The organism is Streptomyces sp. SAS_281, assembly GCF_052542855.1.
Map to the genome: position 1 here is coordinate 36085 of NZ_JBMNDO010000051.1, position 18780 is coordinate 54864.

General features: G+C 71.2%; 16 protein-coding genes. 12 read left to right on the forward strand and 4 right to left on the reverse strand.

The annotated features are described in order from the left end of the window. The first annotated feature begins 1 nt into the window (after position 1). The 3 genes from mycP (at position 2) to ACN6LM_RS20440 (ending at position 1999) form a co-directional block, all read left to right on the forward strand. Positions 2-1186: a type VII secretion-associated serine protease mycosin gene (gene mycP / locus ACN6LM_RS20430; protein ID WP_445066820.1), complete on the forward strand. Its 1185-nt coding sequence runs from the start codon at positions 2-4 to the stop codon at positions 1184-1186. A 118-nt stretch (positions 1187-1304) separates the two neighbouring features. Then, the gene (locus ACN6LM_RS20435; RefSeq protein WP_445066821.1) at positions 1305-1655 is read left to right on the forward strand and encodes a hypothetical protein; all 351 of its coding nucleotides are present in this window, start codon (positions 1305-1307) and stop codon (positions 1653-1655) included. A gap of 38 nt (positions 1656-1693) precedes the next feature. Next, a complete protein-coding gene (locus tag ACN6LM_RS20440) occupies positions 1694-1999 on the forward strand; it encodes a WXG100 family type VII secretion target (protein WP_445066822.1) in 306 nt (101 codons plus the stop codon). Between the two features lie 91 nt (positions 2000-2090). On the opposite strand, the gene ACN6LM_RS20445 is transcribed toward ACN6LM_RS20440, so the two are convergent. Together ACN6LM_RS20445 and eccCa are read right to left on the reverse strand one after the other, a co-directional pair. Further along, positions 2091-2324, reverse strand: coding sequence for a DUF397 domain-containing protein (locus tag ACN6LM_RS20445; RefSeq protein ID WP_361029265.1), 234 nt, complete (start codon positions 2322-2324; stop codon positions 2091-2093). Between the two features lie 99 nt (positions 2325-2423). After that, complete coding sequence (gene eccCa / locus ACN6LM_RS20450) at positions 2424-6368, reverse strand: type VII secretion protein EccCa (protein ID WP_445066823.1); 3945 nt, start codon at positions 6366-6368, stop codon at positions 2424-2426. A gap of 209 nt (positions 6369-6577) precedes the next feature. Between eccCa and eccD the strand changes: the two genes are divergently transcribed. From eccD to ACN6LM_RS20480, 6 genes are all read left to right on the forward strand, one after another. Then, the gene (gene eccD / locus ACN6LM_RS20455) at positions 6578-8020 is read left to right on the forward strand and encodes a type VII secretion integral membrane protein EccD (RefSeq protein WP_445066824.1); all 1443 of its coding nucleotides are present in this window, start codon (positions 6578-6580) and stop codon (positions 8018-8020) included. Positions 8021-8196: 176 nt separating this feature from the next. After that, positions 8197-8487 (forward strand): 30S ribosomal protein S15, encoded by a 291-nt coding sequence (gene rpsO, locus ACN6LM_RS20460; protein WP_018102307.1) that lies wholly within the window; start codon positions 8197-8199, stop codon positions 8485-8487. A gap of 270 nt (positions 8488-8757) precedes the next feature. Next, complete coding sequence (locus ACN6LM_RS20465; protein ID WP_445066833.1) at positions 8758-10971, forward strand: polyribonucleotide nucleotidyltransferase; 2214 nt, start codon at positions 8758-8760, stop codon at positions 10969-10971. Beyond that, entirely contained in the window at positions 10968-12347 is a 1380-nt protein-coding gene (locus tag ACN6LM_RS20470; protein ID WP_445066825.1) for a M16 family metallopeptidase, read from the forward strand. Before ACN6LM_RS20465 ends, ACN6LM_RS20470 begins: the two co-directional genes overlap by 4 nt. A 39-nt stretch (positions 12348-12386) precedes the next feature. Next, complete coding sequence (dapB, locus tag ACN6LM_RS20475; protein ID WP_445066826.1) at positions 12387-13139, forward strand: 4-hydroxy-tetrahydrodipicolinate reductase; 753 nt, start codon at positions 12387-12389, stop codon at positions 13137-13139. Positions 13140-13150: 11 nt separating this feature from the next. Beyond that, positions 13151-13675 (forward strand): hypothetical protein, encoded by a 525-nt coding sequence (locus ACN6LM_RS20480; protein WP_445066827.1) that lies wholly within the window; start codon positions 13151-13153, stop codon positions 13673-13675. A 70-nt stretch (positions 13676-13745) separates the two neighbouring features. Here the strand turns inward: ACN6LM_RS20480 and ACN6LM_RS20485 are convergent, their stop codons facing one another. Beyond that, positions 13746-14297, reverse strand: coding sequence for a hypothetical protein (locus tag ACN6LM_RS20485; protein WP_445066828.1), 552 nt, complete (start codon positions 14295-14297; stop codon positions 13746-13748). 94 nt (positions 14298-14391) lie between these two features. Next, entirely contained in the window at positions 14392-14631 is a 240-nt protein-coding gene (locus ACN6LM_RS20490) for a hypothetical protein (RefSeq protein ID WP_445066829.1), read from the reverse strand. A 196-nt stretch (positions 14632-14827) separates the two neighbouring features. Between ACN6LM_RS20490 and thyX the strand changes: the two genes are divergently transcribed. The 3 genes from thyX to ACN6LM_RS20505 all read left to right on the forward strand — a co-directional run bounded on the left by thyX (position 14828) and on the right by ACN6LM_RS20505 (position 18464). Continuing rightward, entirely contained in the window at positions 14828-15568 is a 741-nt protein-coding gene (gene thyX / locus ACN6LM_RS20495; RefSeq protein ID WP_445066830.1) for an FAD-dependent thymidylate synthase, read from the forward strand. A gap of 153 nt (positions 15569-15721) precedes the next feature. Continuing rightward, positions 15722-16621, forward strand: a complete 900-nt coding sequence (gene dapA / locus ACN6LM_RS20500; RefSeq protein WP_445066831.1) for a 4-hydroxy-tetrahydrodipicolinate synthase — start codon at positions 15722-15724, stop codon at positions 16619-16621. A 157-nt stretch (positions 16622-16778) separates the two neighbouring features. Further along, positions 16779-18464 (forward strand): ribonuclease J, encoded by a 1686-nt coding sequence (locus ACN6LM_RS20505; protein ID WP_445066832.1) that lies wholly within the window; start codon positions 16779-16781, stop codon positions 18462-18464. Positions 18465-18780 lie beyond the last annotated feature (316 nt).

Consider the following 18780-nt stretch of genomic DNA (forward strand, 5'->3'; position numbering starts at 1 on the left):
CGTGGCGCACCGGACGGCCACCCGGCCGGCGGCGGCCCTCGCCGCACTGGCCGTCCTCGCCGCGGCCCAGCCCTCGCACGCGGTCACCGGTCCGGACGGCGGTGCGTGCGTCCTCCCGGCGAACCGGCGGTTCGAGGGCCGCCCCTGGCCGTTGCAGCGGGTGCTCCTGGACGAGCTCTGGCACGACACCCGGGGCGAGGGCATCCGCGTCGCCGTGATCGACACCGGGGTGGACGACACCCACCCCCAGCTCGCCGGCGCGGTCACCGCCGGCGCCGACACGCTGCGACCCGGCGGCGACGGCACCGGCGACACGGTGGGCCACGGCACCCGCGTCGCCGGCATCATCGCGGCCCGCCCCCGCGCAGGGACCGGCTTCGTCGGGCTCGCCCCCGGAGCGACCGTCATCCCGGTCCGCCAGAACGACGCGCGCGGCCACGGCACCGACGCGTCACTGGCCGCCGCGATCCGCCACGCCGTCGCCCGGCACGCCCACGTGGTCAACATCTCGCAGGAGACCGTCCGCCCGCAGACTCCCGGCTCCGCCCTGGGCCGCGCGGTGGCCGATGCCGTCCGCCGGGACGTCGTGGTCGTCGCCTCCGCCGGCAACAACGGCGCCCGCCCGACCCGAACGCCCGCCTACCCGGCCGCGTTCGACGGGGTCCTCGCCGTCGCCGCGTCCGGCCGCGACAACGAACGAGCCCCCTTCTCCCGGCCCGGGAGCTTCGTGGACGTCGCCGCGCCGGGCGTCGACATCGTCTCCACCGCCCCCGGCCGAGGCCACTGCGCGGACAGCGGGACCAGCTACGCCGCCCCCTACGTGAGCGCGGTCGCCGCACTGATGCGCGCCAAGTACCCGCGCTGGACGGCCGCGCAGATCGCCGCCCGCATCGAACAGACCGCGGAACGCTCCGTCAACGGCCGTGACGATTTCGTCGGATGGGGTGTAGTCGACCCGGTCCGCGCGCTGTCCGGCGACGACACCCCGCAGGACGCGCCGCACCCCGACGGCCCGCCCTCCGGGGCCGGCGCACCCGACCCGGCACCGCTGTCCGCCGCGGACACCCCGCAACGGCGCGACCGCCGCTACGCCGCCTGGGCCATGGCCCTCACGGTCCTGCTGACCGGCGCGGTGGCGGGCACGGCGGCCGTCGCACGGGAGCTGCGCCGACGGCGTACGGGATGAGCCCGAGAGCCCCCGGAAACCCTCCTCGCACACCCCCGAGGGGCCTCCACCGCGGCCGGGGAAGGACGCCGGAATAGCTAGCCTGAGCCGCCTGAACGGCCCAGAGAGAGGACCTCGTATGACCAGCCCCACGGGTGGATTCGCGCTCGCCGACGACCCGGTCGTCCAGGCCAGGAACAAGATCGTCCACACGGCCGAGGCGGTGTCCCGGCAGGCCCGCGAGCTGGCCGACGTCCTCGCGACGGTGGGGGCCGGCTGGACCGGCGCGGGCGCCTCGGGGTTCACCTCCGCCCAGCTCGTGGTCAACGAGGACCACGACGAGATCCGGCGCCTCCTCGGCGTACTGCTCAACGCCGTCGACGGCACCAGGAACCTCAGCAACGCGAACGACGAGGAGGTCCGCGCCGCCTTCAGGGCGGTGCGGGAACCGGCTTCCGCGAGTGGCACCTCCGCACTGAACGGCGTCTGAACCCGGCACCGTTCGCCCGACACGACCAGAGGAAACCGATGGGGCACGACCCGCACACCAAGGTCAGGTACGAGAGCGTCCAGGAGGTCGCCAACCGCATCCGCGCGGTCTCACGGAACATCTGCCGGGACCTGGAGGAGATGGACGCCGCGCTCAAGGTCGTCACCGACACCTGGGACGGCCAGGCGCACGCCGAGTACGTGACCCTCCAGCACAAGTACCGGAACAAGGCCGACCACATGAGGGGCCGGCTCGACGAGGTCGCGAGGCTCATCGAGAGCGGCAAGGACCACTACCGGGCCACGGACCTCCGGTCCTCGCGCCTTTTCACCGAGGCCTACTGACAGGGGCCGGGGCCGGCATGCCGGGCCCCCGGGCCCGGACGTACGGAGGGGCACGTTCACCCGAACGTGCCCCGCACCCACCCGGCGACGCCTACGGAAGGTCGAACTCGCCGTCCCTCGCACCGAGAACGAACGCGCGCCACTCGGCCTCCGTGTACCTGAGCACCGTGTCCGGGTCCAGAGAGGACCGCATGGCCACCGCGCCGCCGGGAAGGTGCGCGATCTCGACGCGCTCCTCCTCCTGCTCCGTCCCGGGAGCACACAGCCATTCCACCCCCGAGATGTCGAGTGCGTACAGCTCGTCCTTCTCCGCCTGCGTGCCCATCGTGAGGGCTCCTTTCCGTACCTGCCTCTGCACGGCACCGTACAGGCAACACGGCGGCCGGGGACCCGCTCCGCCGAACCCCCGCGGCCGCCCCGACGCTCAACCCCGCTCCGGCAGCCAGCCGGTCTGCACGAGGCTCTTCCCGCCGCGCCGGGTCGCCATGCACGCGCGTCCCGGCGGCATCGGGCGGGCACGCACCGAGCCGACCAGATCGCCCTCCCCGGGGTCGCCCGACAGCACGACCCCCTGCGCGCCCAGCTCTCTGATCCGCTGGAGAAACGGCTCGTACATCGCGCGGGACGCGCCGGCACAGTTGCGCGCGACGACGAAGCGCACCCCGGTGTCCCGCGCGAACGGCAGACAGTCCGCGAGAGGAGCGAGAGGGCTGCCCGTGCCCGTCGCGACGAGGTCGTAGTCGTCCACGACGACGAAGATCCGCGGGCCCGTCCACCAACTGCGCTCCCGCAACTGCCGGGGCGTGACATCGGCCGGAGGCCGGCGTCGCGCGAACACCCCGGCCAGCGCCTCCATATGCGTCGCGAGCGCGTCCGGCGTCGGCGCGTACTCCAGCAGATGGCTCTCCGGCAGGGCGCCCAGCAGCCCCCGCCGGTAGTCCCCGACGACGAGCTTCGCCTCGTCGGGGGAGTAGCGGCGGGCGATCTGCCGGGCGAGCAGCCGGAGCAGAGCCGTCTTCCCCGATTCACTCTCCCCGAACACCAGAAGGAAGGGATCGGCGTCGAAGTCCACGAACACCGGCTCCAGATCGGACTCGGCGACGCCGATCGCGACCCCCCGCTCCGGGAACTCGTCCCCCTTGGGCAGCCGCTCGGCGGGGACGACTGCGGGCAGCAGCCGCACGGGCGGGGCCGGTGGACCCGCCCAGTCCGCCCGGATCCGCCCGGCCAGCTCCGCCGTACGGTCCGGGAGACCGGCCGCGTCCTCCACCGGGCCCAGGCACGGCGCCGCGGCCAGGAAATGCAGCCCCTCCGCCACCTGGCCCCGGCCCGGAACACCGGCGGGCACCCGGGCGGCGACCCTCCGGTCGAACTCGGAGTCCGACACGTCACCGAGCCGCAGTTCGAGCCGCCCGGCCAGGTGGTCCTTCAGCGCGGCCCGCACCTCCAGGTAACGAGCGGCGGTGAGCACCACATGGACCCCGTAACCGAGACCCCGGGCCGCGATGTCGGTGATGACGGGCTCCAACTCCTCGTACTCCGTACGGAAACCGCCCCAGCCGTCCACGACGAGGAAGACGTCGCCCCACGCCTCACCGGGCAGACCGCCCCGGGCCCGCTCGCGCCGGTACGCGGCCATGGAACCGATGCCCCGCGCCCGGAACGCCTCCTCACGGGCCCGCAGCACCCCGGCCACCTCCGCGACCGTACGCCGCACGCGTTCGGGATCCAGCCGTGAGGCGACCGAGCCGACGTGCGGCAGGTCCGACAGCGACGCGAGCGCGCCACCGCCGAAGTCGAGCCCGTAGAACTGGACGTCACGCGGGGTGTGGGTGAGCGCGAAGGACATGACCAGCGTGCGCAGTACCGTGGACTTGCCGGACCGCGGCCCGCCGACCACCAGCATGTGCCCCGCCGCCCCGGAGAAGTCCTGGAACAGCACCTCGCGCCGCTGCTCGAACGGCTTGTCCACGAGCCCGAGCGGAATGACCAGCCCGCCACGTCCGCCGTCCCCCGCGACGGTGAACCCGCGCTCGGGGTCCGTACCGAGGTCCGGCAGCAGCGCGTCCAGCCCCGGCGCCCGGTCCAGCGGAGGCAGCCACACCTGATGGGCGGGCACACCCTGCCCCTCAAGCCGCCGCACCACCACGTCGAGCACTGACTCCGGGACCGCGTCGTCCCCGCGCACCTCTGGCACAGAAGCAGAAGCAGAAGCAGAAGCAGAAGCAGACACCGGCACGGGCACCGGCAGCGCGCTGAACAGCGCCGGCGCGAGGCCGCCGGGCCCCTCCCCGGCAGCCCGCCCGGGCCCACCCTGCCGGTACGGCCCCGAGACGTACGCCGCTCTGAAGCGGGTCAGCTCCCGCGTACCGGTCTTCAGAAACCCCGAACCGGGCACCGGCGGCAGGTCGTACGCGTCCGGTACACCCAGCGCGGCCCGCGACTCCTCCGCCGAGAACGTGCGCAACCCGATCCGGTACGAGAGATAGGTCTCCAGACCCCGCAGCCTCCCCTCCTCAAGGCGCTGGGACGCCAGCAGCAGATGCACACCCAGCGAACGGCCGATGCGCCCGATCCGGATGAACGTCTCGATGAAGTCGGGTTGGGCGGTCAGAAGTTCGGAGAACTCGTCGATGACCAGCACCAGCGTCGCCAGCGGTTCCAGCGCGGCGCCCGCCGCCCGGGCCCGCTCGTAGTCATGGATGCCGGCGAAGTTGCCCGCCGCCCGCAGCAGTTCCTGACGACGCTGGAGCTCCCCGCGCAGCGCGTCGCCCATCCGGTCGACCAGCGCCAGGTCGTCGGCCAGATTCGTGATGACGGCGGCCACATGCGGCATCCCAGCCATCCCCGCGAACGTCGCCCCGCCCTTGAAGTCGGCGAGTACGAAGTTCAGCGTTTCGGAGGAATGAGTGACGGCAAGACCGAGCACCAGCGTCCGCAGCAGCTCGGACTTCCCCGAACCGGTCGCGCCCACACACAGCCCGTGCGGCCCCATCCCGTCGAGCGCCGACTCCTTCAGGTCGAGCACCACCGGGACACCGTCCTCGCCCACCCCGATCGGCACCCGCAGCCGCTCCGCCACCGGCCGGGGCCGCCAGGTCCGCTCCACCTCCACCGCCCCCGCGTCGCCCAGGTCCAGCAGATCCGTGAAGTCCAGCGCGGCCAGCAGCGGCTCGTCCCCGTCCCGCCCACCGGCCCGTAACGGAGCGAGCCGCCGGGCCAGCGCCTCCGCCGCCGGCAGCGACAGCCCGTCCGGCACACCCACCCCGCACTCCGCCTCCAGCACACCCGGACGCACCCGAACACACAGAGCACCGCGCGGTCCCTCCGCGTCACCCGGAACCACCTCGACCAGCGTCACCCCCTCCACGCCCCCCGCCGCACCCAGCACCGAACCCCGGGCCACCCCCGCCCCGTCCAGCACCACGACGACGTGCGGCCGGTCCGGCAGCGGCATCCCCTCCGGCGCGAAGCGCCCGCGCCCCTCCAGCAGAGGGCCGAGCAGCGGTTCCAGCCCGCCCGGCTCCCGGGCGAACAGCCGCTTCGCACCGGCACCGTCCACCTCACCGGGCACCTGGACATGCGGCAGCCACTTCACCCACTCCCAGCACACCGCAGCGTCCCGCGCGACCACCACCGCCACCACCAGGTCCCGGGGCGAGTGCAACACCGCCAACTGCGCCACCAGCGCCCGCGCCACCGCCCTGACCGGCTCCGCCGGCCCACTCAGCCGCACCCGGTACGCCTCCCGCAGCGGAACGCACAACGGCAGGCCGTCCAGGGAGCCGTGCACCGCCACGAACCGCCGCACCGCGTCCGCGCACACCGGCTCCGGCTCACCCGGAGCGTGCTCCGGCACGGCCAACGGGGTCGCGAGCCGCTGCCTGCCGAGCCCGATCCGAACCACCCCGAAGTCCGCGTCGCCGGGCCGCCGTTCCCACACCCGGCTGCCGCCCGCGACCACCGCCCACAGCTGGTCGGGGGCGGGATGGGTGAACAGCAGACCGTCGCGCTGGAGCCGCGCCGTCCGCCGCACCGCACGGCGGACCCGCGCCAGCCGGGCGAGGTGGTCGCCCCGCGCGTCCGCCGTCCGCCCCTGCGTACCGCGCCGGTACCGCACCACCTGGGCCACCACCATCGCCAGCGTCGACACCAGCATCAGCACACCCATGATCCGCATGAACGGCGGCGCCTGCGGCGAGAAGAAGAACACCACCGACGACGCCATGCCCAGCACCGGAAGAAGCTGCATCAGCACCCCCTCGCGCTGCCCGCGCGGCAGCACCGGAGGGGGCTCCAACAACACCTCGTTCGTGGGAACTTCCGGCGGCAGCAGGCGGGGCGGACGCTTCACGACGATCTGACTCACCGGTGCATCGATCCTTGGGTGCGGAGGCGTGTGGGACGGGACGGAAAGGGGAAGAGCCGACCGGCGCGTGCGCGCGCCGGAGGGACATCCCCTGCCCCGAAGCGCCCGTGATCCTACGCACTGTCAGCCTTCGCCCCGATCCGCCCGATAGGGTGGCCCGCCCATCGTGCGGACACCGCCGACCAGCGACGAACAGGGGCCCCCGACACGTGAGTCCGACCGCAACGACCGGCTTCCGCCGCGTCACCGTCGTCACGCCCGACAGCCGCATCGACGTCGCCCTGCCCGAGGACATCGCCGCCGCCGACATCTGGCCCGAGATCCTGCGCCTCACCGGACCGGCAGGGCCCGCCACCGCACCCCCCGGCCACCACCTCGTGCGGCTCGACGGAACGGTCCTGGACGGCGCCCGCACCCTCGCCGCGCAACGCGTCCTCGACGGCGACATCCTCACCCTGCGCCCCTTCGCCGCCTCGCTCCCCCCGCCCGTCTTCGACGACGTCGCCGATGCCATCGCGTCGGCCACCGGCCGCGACCGCCACCTGTGGAGCGACGAGCTGCTGCGCGGCGCGGCCCCGGCCGCGGGCGCGCTGCTCCTCCTCCTGGCGGCCCTCGTCCTGTGGCGGGCCGACCCGGTGCGCCACGACATGCACGGACCGCCCGGAGCCGTCGCGGGCGTCGCCGGACTCCTGTCGGCCACCGTCGCCGCCGTACGCGCCCGGGTCCACTCCGACCGCGTGACCGCCGCCGCGCTCGGCCTGGGCGCCCTGCCGCTCGTCCTCCTCGCCGGATCCGGCCTCATCGCCCCGCATCCGGGCACGGGAGCCGGACGGCTGCAGTTCCTGCTCGGCTGCGCCGCCGTCCTCGTCGTCTCGGCCGCCCTCACCGCGCTCGCCCCGTGCGGCGACGCCCCCTTCGCCGGCGCCGCCTTCCTCGCCGGCGCCGGTGCGCTGGCCGCGTTCGCCGCGATCCTCACCGAGGCGTCCGCGACCGCCACGGCCGCCGTCTGCGTCCCCGCCGCCCTCGGACTCATCGCGTTCCTGCCCGGCCTCTCGGCCCGTTTCGCCCGGCTCCCGATGGGGTACGCCGCGCCGTCGCCGACGGGCCCCTTCGGCGACGAGGACGAGGACCCGGAGGAGCCCCCTCGCGTCGCCCCCGTCGACACCCGCCTCGTCGCGGACCGGGCCCGGCGCGGCCACGAACTGCTGCTCGGCCTGGCCGGGGGCTGCGCGGGCCTGGCCGCCTCCGCGGCAGTCGTCCTCGGCGCCTCGGCCAACACCTGGGCCCGGCTCCTCGCACTCGCGGCCGCGCTCGCGCTGCTGCTCCGCGCCCGCCTCTTCCGCTACACCGCCCAGGTCGCCTGCCTGCTGGCCGCGGGCATCGGCGCGCTCGCCGCCCCGGTCACCGGCCTCGCCCTCACCGCCCGGGGAGACGACCCGGCCCTGTATCCCCGTACGACCGGACTGTGCGCGGCGCTCGTCGTCGGCGCCGTACTGCTCGCCGCCGCCGGGGCGACCGTCCCGCGCAAGGGCCTCTCCCCGTTCTGGGGCCGATTCCTGGACCTGGCCGAGAGCGCGCTCCTGCTCTCCCTCGTCCCCCTCTGCCTCGGGGTCCTGGACCTCTACACGCGCGCGAGGGCGCTCACCGGCTGACGACCGGAGGGGCCGGTCCGGGCGGCTGGTAGTCTGGCTGTGGCCGTTTGTGTACGCGTTCCCGGTTCGCTCTGGGAGCTGCGCTCATCGGACCCTCGCTCCCGAGTCACCCAAGCTCCCCTGAGAACCAGACCAGGGGCACTCGTGGGCGCATCGAACACCAAGAGGAGTACCGCGTGCCGCTCGACGCCGCTACGAAGAAGCAGATCATGACCGAGTTCGCGACGAAGGAGGGCGACACCGGTTCCCCCGAGGTCCAGGTCGCCATGCTCTCGCGCCGCATCTCGGACCTGACGGAGCACCTCAAGACGCACAAGCACGACCACCACTCCCGTCGTGGTCTGCTGATCCTGGTCGGCCAGCGTCGCCGCCTCCTGCAGTACCTGGCCAAGAAGGACATCCAGCGCTTCCGTGCGCTCGTCGACCGCCTCGGCATCCGCCGCGGTGCGGCCGGCGGCGCCAAGTAAGACCGCTGCGCAAGGGAGCGGTTCCCTCACTCTGGGAGCCGCTCCCTTTGCCGTACGTGCGGGACCGGGGGCAACCTCAGTAACCTGGACGTACAACAACAGACGAGGAGAGGCGCCGCACGGCCGCCGCCGGTCCTCGGTAGTGGCCCCCGGGACAACGCCCGGGAGCTTCGATCGAAGACCGGCCCCGCACAGACGGCACGCCTCTCCGCTCCGTCCGGCGCCACACGGGCGCCCGGACGAAAGACGACGAGTATGGAGAATTCACTAGTGGAGAACGAGACCCACTACGCCGAGGCCGTCATCGACAACGGCACCTTCGGCACCCGCACCATCCGCTTCGAGACGGGCCGCCTGGCCAAGCAGGCCGCCGGCTCCGCCGTCGCGTACCTGGACGACGACACCATGGTGCTGTCGGCCACCACCGCTTCCAAGCGGCCCAAGGACAACCTCGACTTCTTCCCCCTCACGGTGGACGTCGAGGAGCGGCAGTACGCCGCGGGCAAGATCCCCGGTTCGTTCTTCCGCCGCGAGGGCCGCCCCTCCGAGGACGCGATCCTCACCTGCCGCCTGATCGACCGCCCGCTGCGCCCGTCCTTCAAGAAGGGCCTGCGCAACGAGATCCAGATCGTCGAGACGATCATGGCGCTCAACCCCGACCACCTGTACGACGTGGTCGCGATCAACGCGGCGTCCGCCTCCACGATCCTGGCGGGCCTGCCCTTCTCCGGTCCGATCGGCGCCACCCGCGTCGCCCTGATCAAGGGCCAGTGGGTCGCCTTCCCGACGCACACCGAGCTCGAGGACGCCGTCTTCGACATGGTCGTCGCGGGTCGCGTCCTGGAGGACGGCGACGTCGCGATCATGATGGTCGAGGCCGAGGCCACCGAGAAGACCATCCAGCTCGTCAAGGACGGCGCCGAGGCCCCGACCGAAGAGGTCGTCGCCGCCGGTCTGGAAGCCGCCAAGCCCTTCATCAAGGTGCTCTGCAAGGCGCAGTCCGACCTCGCCGCCAAGGCCGCCAAGCCCACCGGCGAGTTCCCGGTCTTCCTCGACTACCAGGACGACGTCCTGGAGGCCCTCACCAAGGCCGTCCGCACCGAGCTCGCCAAGGCGCTCACCATCGCCGGCAAGCAGGAGCGCGAGGCGGAGCTCGACCGCATCAAGGAGATCGCGGGCGAGAAGCTCCTCCCCGAGTTCGAGGGCCGCGAGAAGGAGATCTCCGGCGCCTACCGCGCGCTGACCAAGAAGCTGGTCCGCGAGCGCGTCATCAAGGACAAGGTCCGCATCGACGGCCGCGGCGTCACGGACATCCGTACGCTCGCCGCCGAGGTCGAGGCCATCCCGCGCGTGCACGGCTCGGCCCTCTTCGAGCGTGGCGAGACCCAGATCCTGGGCGTCACCACCCTCAACATGCTCCGCATGGAGCAGCAGCTGGACACCCTCTCCCCGGTGACCCGCAAGCGCTACATGCACAACTACAACTTCCCGCCGTACTCCGTCGGCGAGACCGGCCGCGTGGGCTCGCCCAAGCGCCGCGAGATCGGCCACGGCGCGCTCGCCGAGCGCGCGATCGTGCCGGTCCTCCCGTCCCGCGAGGAGTTCCCCTACGCGATCCGCCAGGTCTCCGAGGCCCTGGGCTCCAACGGCTCGACGTCCATGGGTTCGGTCTGCGCCTCCACCATGTCCCTGCTGAACGCGGGTGTGCCCCTCAAGGCCGCCGTCGCCGGCATCGCCATGGGCCTGATCTCCCAGGAGATCGACGGCAAGACCCACTACGTCGCCCTCACCGACATCCTCGGTGCCGAGGACGCGTTCGGTGACATGGACTTCAAGGTCGCCGGTACGAAGCAGTTCGTCACCGCGCTCCAGCTCGACACCAAGCTCGACGGCATCCCCGCCTCGGTCCTGGCCGCCGCGCTGAAGCAGGCCCGCGACGCCCGCCTCCACATCCTCGACGTGATGAACGAGGCCATCGACGTCCCGGACGAGATGTCCCCGAACGCCCCGCGGATCATCACCGTCAAGATCCCGGTGGACAAGATCGGTGAGGTCATCGGCCCCAAGGGCAAGATGATCAACCAGATCCAGGAGGACACCGGCGCCGACATCACGATCGAGGACGACGGCACCATCTACATCGGTGCCCAGCAGGGCTCGCAGGCCGAGGCCGCCCGCGCCACGATCAACGCGATCGCCAACCCGACCATGCCGGAGGTCGGCGAGCGCTACCTGGGTACGGTCGTCAAGACCACCACCTTCGGTGCGTTCGTGTCGCTCATGCCGGGCAAGGACGGCCTGCTGCACATCTCGCAGATCCGCAAGCTGGCCGGTGGCAAGCGCGTGGAGAACGTCGAGGACGTGCTCGGCGTCGGCGCCAAGGTCCAGGTCGAGATCGCCGAGATCGACTCCCGCGGCAAGCTCTCCCTCATCCCCGTCATCGAGGGCGAAGAGGACGAGAAGAAGGACGACGCCGACAAGTGACGTCCCGTAGTTCCGCGACGACGGCCCGCCCCTCCTCGGAGGGGCGGGCCGTCGCCCGTACCCAAACGCTTCTCAAGGGCAGCAACGGCATCGGCACGGTCCGCCGTACGGTCCTCCCCGGCGGCCTCCGCGTCGTCACCGAGACCCTGCCCTCCGTACGCTCCGCCACCTTCGGTATCTGGGCGAACGTCGGCTCACGCGACGAGACGCCCGCCCTGAACGGCGCGACGCACTACCTCGAACACCTCCTCTTCAAGGGCACCGCCAAGCGCAGCGCCCTCGACATCTCCTCCGCCATCGACGCGGTCGGCGGCGAGATGAACGCCTTCACGGCGAAGGAGTACACCTGCTACTACGCGCGGGTCCTCGACACGGACCTGCCGCTCGCCATCGACGTCGTCTGCGACATGCTGACCGGCTCGCTGATCGCCTCCGAGGACGTCGACGCCGAGCGCGGGGTCATCCTCGAAGAGATCGCGATGACGGAGGACGACCCGGGCGACTGCGTGCACGACCTGTTCGCGCACACCATGCTCGGCGACACCCCGCTCGGCCGTCCCGTCCTCGGCACCGTCGACACGATCAACGCCCTGAACCGCGGCCAGATCGCCCGCTTCTACAAGAAGCACTACGACCCGACCCGCCTCGTCGTCGCCGCCGCGGGCAACGTCGACCACGCCACCGTCGTACGCCAGGTCCGCAAGGCGTTCGACAGGGCCGGCGCCCTCTCCCGTACGGACGCGGTCCCCAGCGCGCCCCGCGAGGGCTCCCGCGCGCTGCGCACCGCCGGCCGGGTCGAGGTCCTGGGCCGCAAGACCGAGCAGGCGCATGTGGTCCTCGGCATGCCCGGCCTGGCCCGCACCGACGAACGCCGCTGGGCCCTGGGCGTCCTCAACACCGCCCTCGGCGGCGGTATGAGCTCCCGCCTCTTCCAGGAGGTACGGGAGAAGCGCGGCCTCGCCTACAGCGTCTACTCGTACACCTCGGGCTTCGCGGACTGCGGCCTGTTCGGCGTGTACGCGGGCTGCCGCCCCAGCCAGGTGCACGACGTCCTCAAGATCTGCCGCGACGAGCTCGACCGGGTCGCCTCGGACGGGCTGAGCGACGAGGAGATCAGCCGCGCGATCGGCCAGCTCTCCGGATCCACCGTCCTCGGCCTGGAGGACACCGGCGCGCTGATGAACCGCATCGGCAAGAGCGAGCTGTGCTGGGGCGAGCAGATGTCGGTGGACGAGATGCTGTCCCGCATCAGCGAGGTGACACCGGACGACATCCGCTCCGTCGCGGGGGAACTCCTCGGACACCGCCCCTCGCTGTCCGTCATCGGACCGCTCAAGGACAAGCAGGCCGCCCGTCTCCACGAAGCGGTCGCCTAAAACCTCCGTGCCCCGATCCTCCCGTAAGGAAGCAGAGCAATGAGCAAGCTGCGCGTGGCCGTTCTCGGCGCCAAGGGCCGCATCGGCTCCGAGGCGGTACGAGCCGTCGAGGCCGCCGACGACCTGGAGCTCGTGGCCGCACTCGGCCGGGGCGACAGGCTGGAGACCCTCGCCGAGACGGGCGCCCAGGTCGCCGTCGAGCTGACCACCCCCGCTTCGGTGATGGAGAACCTCGAGTACTGCGTCGGCCACGGCATCCACGCGGTGGTAGGCACCACCGGCTGGTCCGACGAACGCCTCGCGCAGCTCGACACCTGGCTCTCCGCCTCCCCGGAGACCGGTGTGCTCATCGCACCGAACTTCTCCATCGGCGCGGTCCTCACCATGAAGTTCGCCCAGCAGGCGGCCCGCTACTTCGAGTCCGTCGAGGTCATCGAGCTCCACCATCCCAACAAGGCCGACGCCCCCTCGGGCACCGCCGCCCGCACCGCCCAGCTCATCGCCGCCGCCCGCCGCGAGGCGGACCGCGCCCCGCAGCCGGACGCCACCAGCACCGCGCTGGACGGGGCGCGCGGCGCCGACGTCGACGGCATCCCGGTCCACTCGGTCCGTCTCCGCGGCCTCCTGGCCCACCAGGAGGTGCTGCTCGGCGGCGAGGGCGAGACCCTCACCATCCGGCACGACTCGCTGCACCACAGCAGCTTCATGCCCGGCATCCTGCTCGGTGCCCGCCGCGTGGTGACCACTCCCGGCCTCACGTTCGGCCTGGAACACTTCCTCGACCTGAACTGACTGGCCCCGCCATGCGCGCAAAGATCACTTACGTCGTCACCGCTGCCGTCCTGGTCTTCTACTTCGTCCTGGTCGGCAGCCGTGGCGTCCTGCTCATCAAGCACGGCACCCTCATCACGGTGACCTTCGGGATCGCCGTGCTGGTCCTGCCGGCGATCGGCGTGTGGTTCCTGTGGAAGAACACCCAGTTCGTCCGCAGGGCCAACGCCCTGGCCGCCGAACTGGACGCGGAGGGCGGCCTTCCCGTCGACGAACTGCTGCGCACCCCCAGCGGCCGCATCGACCGGGCCTCCGCCGACGCGGTGTTCGAACGCCGCCGCGAGGAGACGGAGGACACCCCGGACGACTGGCGCTGCTGGTTCCGCCTGGCAGTCGCCTACCAGGACGCCCGGGACACCCCCCGGGCCCGCAAGGCCATGCAACGAGCGATCGCCTTGCACCGCTCCGGCGTTCCCGACCCGGCCGGCGAACAAACCAGCCCGGCCGGCGGACAATCCAGCCCGTCGGGCGGACAATCCAGCCCGTCCGGCGCTTGAGGACAAAATAAAGAGCCGTCCGGCGATTGAGGACACCTCAGTCACCGGACGGCTCCGCGCCGCGAAACCGCTACCGCGGCCGATACTCGTCCCCCCACGCCTCAATCGTGTCCGCCGCCCGATCGAACGCCTCCCCCCGTGCAAGGAAATCCGCGTTGGAGTCGGTGAGCAACGGCGGCACCGCGTCCCCGCCCTTACGGACGACGATCAGCGCCTGGCCCTGCACGGTACGGGGCAACCCGAGCCACTTCACCGGCTGCTGCACCGTCCGTACGGCAGTGGCCCGGCTCCACGGAACGGTCGTCGTACGGAAGAAGCCCACCCGGCGCACACCGTGCCGGCTCACCCAGGCACCGATGCGCAGCATCCGCAGGGCGCACAGGATGAGCGCGAGGGCGAGCGCGAGACACGCCCCCGCCCCCGGCAGCGCTCCGGCGAACGCGATGATCATCCCCGCGAACAGGATGAACGAGGCGAGCAGCAGCAGACCGGCCGCGGCGGCGACCCGCCACGGACCGGGACGGTAGGGCCGCCGCCAGCTGTCGTGGTCGTCGAACGGCAGCGCCACGTCCTCCGCGTTCGTGTCAAACGCGCGGTCGGCCGTCAGGAAGGGCAGGGGCACGACTGATCCTCACTCACAAGCACGCTCGATTGCTGTGCCCGGTGAGGCTACCGAGGACATGCCCGGGCCGACCACCCCAGGGGGTCCGTCCGGGTCAGCGTCCGTGCGCGGCCTCGGTCTGCTGCGTGTGCGCCGGTGCCTGCCCGGGCCCCAGCGCCGGCAGACCGAGGAGCAGCGACCCTGCGATGCCGCCGACGACGACGAGGCCGATGAGGACGCTTCCCGCCCGCTCGGAGACCGTACTGCGGGGGCGCGGAGGCGGTGTGACGTTACTGCGGAACCGCTCGGACTCGGCTACGAACGAGAACGGGACGGATTCACGCCGGCGGAACATGGGGTGGCTCTCCTTGGAGTCTCTTTCGGGTGGTGCTACAGAGTCAGACGCGCGCCTACCCCATTCGGTGCCCCGAATCGCCGATTCACCCGACGAAATCATGAAAATTTCCGGCGCGGAGCCGCTGGTGAGCACGTCCCTCCCCAGCCCGTAGAGTTGTCGCCGCCCGAGCGACGCCGTTGAAAGGACCCTGCCGGTGACCGACGACACCCCCGAGCCCACGAAGGCCCATTTCCGCAGCGATGTCACCGTCGACCTGGTGAAATCCGCTGCGGGCGACGCCGACGTGCTGTTCGCCGCCCGTGTCTCCACGGCCGGTGAGCAGTCCCTGGAGGAGATCGCCAAGGACCCCGAGCGCTCGAAGGGCCTCATCAACTACCTGATGCGGGACCGGCACGGCAGCCCGTTCGAGCACAACTCGATGACCTTCTTCATCAGCGCCCCGATCTTCGTGTTCCGCGAGTTCATGCGGCACCGCGTCGGCTGGTCGTACAACGAGGAGTCGGGCCGCTACAGGGAGCTGCAGCCGGTCTTCTACGTTCCCGACACGTCCCGCAAGCTCATCCAGCAGGGACGCCCCGGCAAGTACGAGTTCGTCGAGGGGACGCCGGAGCAGCACGCGGTCACCAGCCGGGCCATGGAGGACTCGTACCGGCAGTCGTACGAGGCGTACCAGGAGATGCTGGCAGCCGGCGTGGCCCGCGAGGTCGCCCGCGCGGTCCTCCCGGTCGGCCTGTTCTCCACGATGTACGCCACGTGCAACGCGCGCTCCCTGATGCACTTCCTCGGCCTGCGCACGCAGCACGAGATGGCGAAGGTGCCCTCGTTCCCGCAGCGGGAGATCGAGATGGTGGGCGAGCAGATGGAGGCCCACTGGGCCCGGCTCATGCCGCTCACCCATGCAGCCTTCAACAAAAATGGACGCGTCGCCCCATAGGGCGGTGTCCGTATTGCGGCGTTTCGAGAAGTTCATCTAGGCTGATCAAACGGACCCGGCACTGCTTGAACCCCCGAGCAGGCAGTGCCGGGCTCCTCTTGCTTGTCCCCCCGAGGGGGCACCGTGCGTCGAGCAGCGAGTAGCGTGTTACCCATGGCTCCGATCTCCACTCCGCAGACCCCCTTCGGGCGGGTCCTCACCGCTATGGTCACGCCGTTCACGGCGGACGGCGCTCTCGACATCGAGGGCGCGCAGCGGCTCGCCACCCACCTGGTGGACGCAGGCAACGACGGCCTGATCATCAACGGCACCACCGGCGAGTCCCCGACCACCAGCGACGCGGAGAAAGACCAGCTCGTCAGGGCCGTTCTCGAAGCGGTGGGCGACCGGGCACACATCGTCGCCGGCATCGGGACCAACGACACCCGGCACAGCGTCGAGCTGGCCCGAGCCGCCGAGCGCAGCGGCGTCCACGGCCTCCTCGCCGTGACCCCGTACTACAACAAGCCGCCGCAGGAGGGTTTGCTGCGGCACTTCACCGCCATCGCGGACGCCACCGGCCTGCCGGTGATGCTCTACGACATTCCGGGCCGCAGCGGTGTGCCGATCGACACGGAGACGCTCGTACGGCTCTCCGAGCACCCCCGGATCGTCGCCAACAAGGACGCCAAGGGCGACCTGGGCCGCGCGAGCTGGGCCATCGCCCGCTCGGGCCTCGCCTGGTACTCCGGCGACGACATGCTGAACCTCCCCCTGCTGTCCGTCGGCGCGGTCGGGGTGGTCTCCGTCGTCGGCCATGTCGTCACCCCGGACCTGCGGGCGCTCATCGAGGCCCACCTCGGCGGAGACGTGCAGAAGGCCACCGAGATCCACCAGAAGCTGCTGCCGGTCTTCACCGGCATGTTCCGCACCCAGGGTGTGATCACCACCAAGGCCGCGCTGACGCTCCAGGGCCTGCCGGCGGGCCCGCTCCGGCTGCCCATGGTCGAACTGACCGCGCAGGAGACGGCCCAGCTCAAGATCGATCTCGCCGCCGGCGGGGTAGAGCTCTGACAACGGACTTCACAACTGAATACGCGAAACACAGCTGCACACGTGGGAAAACCCGCACCACAGCACCACAGCACCATCCAAGACAACAGCAAGTGCACGAATGACATGCGCGCCACGTGCCCAAGCGGTACGTGGCGCGCGTGGTAAGGAGAGTCTTTTGAGTCATCCGCATCCTGAACTCGGCACCCCGCCGAAGCTCGCGAAGGGCGCCCTCCGGGTCACCCCGCTCGGCGGCCTCGGTGAGATCGGCCGGAACATGACAGTCTTCGAGTACGGCGGCCGCCTGCTCATCGTCGACTGCGGTGTTCTCTTCCCCGAGGAGGAGCAGCCCGGCATCGACCTGATCCTGCCGGACTTCACCACCATCCGGGACCGCCTGGACGACGTCGAGGGCATCGTCCTCACGCACGGCCACGAGGACCACATCGGCGGTGTCCCGTACCTCCTCCGCCTGAAGCCGGACATCCCGCTCATCGGCTCCAAGCTGACCCTCGCGCTGATCGAGGCCAAGCTCCAGGAGCACCGCATCCGTCCGTACACCCTGGAGGTGGTGGAGGGGCAGCGCGAGCGCATCGGAGTCTTCGACTGCGAGTTCGTCGCCGTCAACCACTCCATCCCGGACGCCCTCGCGGTCGCGATCCGGACCCCCGCGGGCATGGCCGTGGCCACCGGTGACTTCAAGATGGACCAGCTCCCGCTGGACGGCCGCCTCACCGACCTGCACGCCTTCGCCCGGCTGAGCGAGGAGGGCATCGACCTTCTGCTCTCCGACTCCACGAACGCCGAGGTCCCGGGCTTCGTACCGCCCGAGCGGGACATCCAGAACGTTCTGCGCAACGTCTTCGCCAATGCGCAGAAGCGCATCATCGTGGCCAGCTTCGCCAGCCATGTGCACCGCATCCAGCAGATCCTGGACACTGCGCACGAGTACGGCCGCCGGGTCGCCTTCGTCGGGCGTTCGATGGTCCGCAACATGGGCATCGCCCGTGACCTGGGCTATCTGAAGGTCCCCGCCGGGCTCGTCGTGGACGTCAAGACCCTGGACGACCTGCCTGACGACGAGGTCGTGCTCGTCTGCACCGGTTCGCAGGGCGAGCCGATGGCGGCCCTCTCCCGGATGGCCAACCGCGACCACCAGATCCGCATCGTCCAGGGCGACACGGTCATCCTGGCCTCTTCCCTGATCCCGGGGAACGAGAACGCGGTCTACCGAGTGATCAACGGCCTCTCGCGCTGGGGTGCCAACGTCGTCCACAAGGGCAACGCGAAGGTCCACGTCTCGGGCCACGCGTCGGCCGGCGAGCTGCTGTACTTCTACAACATCTGCCGCCCGAAGAACCTGATGCCGGTCCATGGTGAATGGCGCCATCTGCGGGCCAACGCCGAGCTGGGCGCCCTGACCGGCGTGCCGAAGGACCACATCGTCATCGCCGAGGACGGCGTGGTCGTGGACCTCATCGACGGCAAGGCGAAGATCGTCGGCAAGGTCCAGGCCGGTTACGTGTACGTCGACGGCCTTTCCGTCGGCGATGTCACGGAGACCTCGCTCAAGGACCGCCGCATCCTCGGCGACGAGGGCATCATCTCGGTGTTCCTGGTGGTCGACAGCTCGTCGGGCAAGATCGTGGGCGGCCCGCACATCCAGGCCCGCGGCTCCGGTATCGACGACGCCGCGTTCACCGCGGTCGTTCCGAAGATCGAGGACGCGCTCAACAAGTCGGCCCAGGACGGCGTCATGGAGCCCCACCAGCTCCAGCAGCTGATCCGTCGCACGGTGGGCAAGTGGGTCTCGGACACCTACCGCCGGCGCCCGATGATCCTCCCCGTCGTCGTCGAGGTCTGACCCTCCGACAGGCGCGAACTCCGGAGCGGGGCCCCCGATTTGCATCGGGGCGCCCCGCTCCAGTACGTTTACGTCTCCACCTCACCGGGAAGCAGCGAGCGCACGTGTGCGCCCCGAAGCTTCCGAGAGGGGGCGGAAATTCCGACTCAGAACTTCTGATAAAGTCGGAGCCGCCGGAAAGGGAAACGCGAAAGCGAAGAACTGGAAAGCGAAAACCGCTTGACCCGCTTCGACCGGGAATCGGACACGAAAGAGTCTGATAGAGTCGGAAACGCAAGACCGAAGGGAAGCGCCCGGAGGAAAGCCCGCGAGGGTG

Bases quoted from the DNA above. Each gene is read 5' to 3' on its own strand.
- ACN6LM_RS20440 (WP_445066822.1), top strand. From the start codon at position 1,694: ATGGGGCACGACCCGCACACCAAGGTCAGGTACGAGAGCGTCCAGGAG.
- ACN6LM_RS20435 (WP_445066821.1), top strand. From the start codon at position 1,305: ATGACCAGCCCCACGGGTGGATTCGCGCTCGCCGACGACCCGGTCGTC.
- ACN6LM_RS20490 (WP_445066829.1), bottom strand. From the start codon at position 14,631: ATGTTCCGCCGGCGTGAATCCGTCCCGTTCTCGTTCGTAGCCGAGTCC.
- ACN6LM_RS20445 (WP_361029265.1), bottom strand. From the start codon at position 2,324: ATGGGCACGCAGGCGGAGAAGGACGAGCTGTACGCACTCGACATCTCG.
- dapB (WP_445066826.1), top strand. From the start codon at position 12,387: ATGAGCAAGCTGCGCGTGGCCGTTCTCGGCGCCAAGGGCCGCATCGGC.
- ACN6LM_RS20480 (WP_445066827.1), top strand. From the start codon at position 13,151: ATGCGCGCAAAGATCACTTACGTCGTCACCGCTGCCGTCCTGGTCTTC.
- dapA (WP_445066831.1), top strand. From the start codon at position 15,722: ATGGCTCCGATCTCCACTCCGCAGACCCCCTTCGGGCGGGTCCTCACC.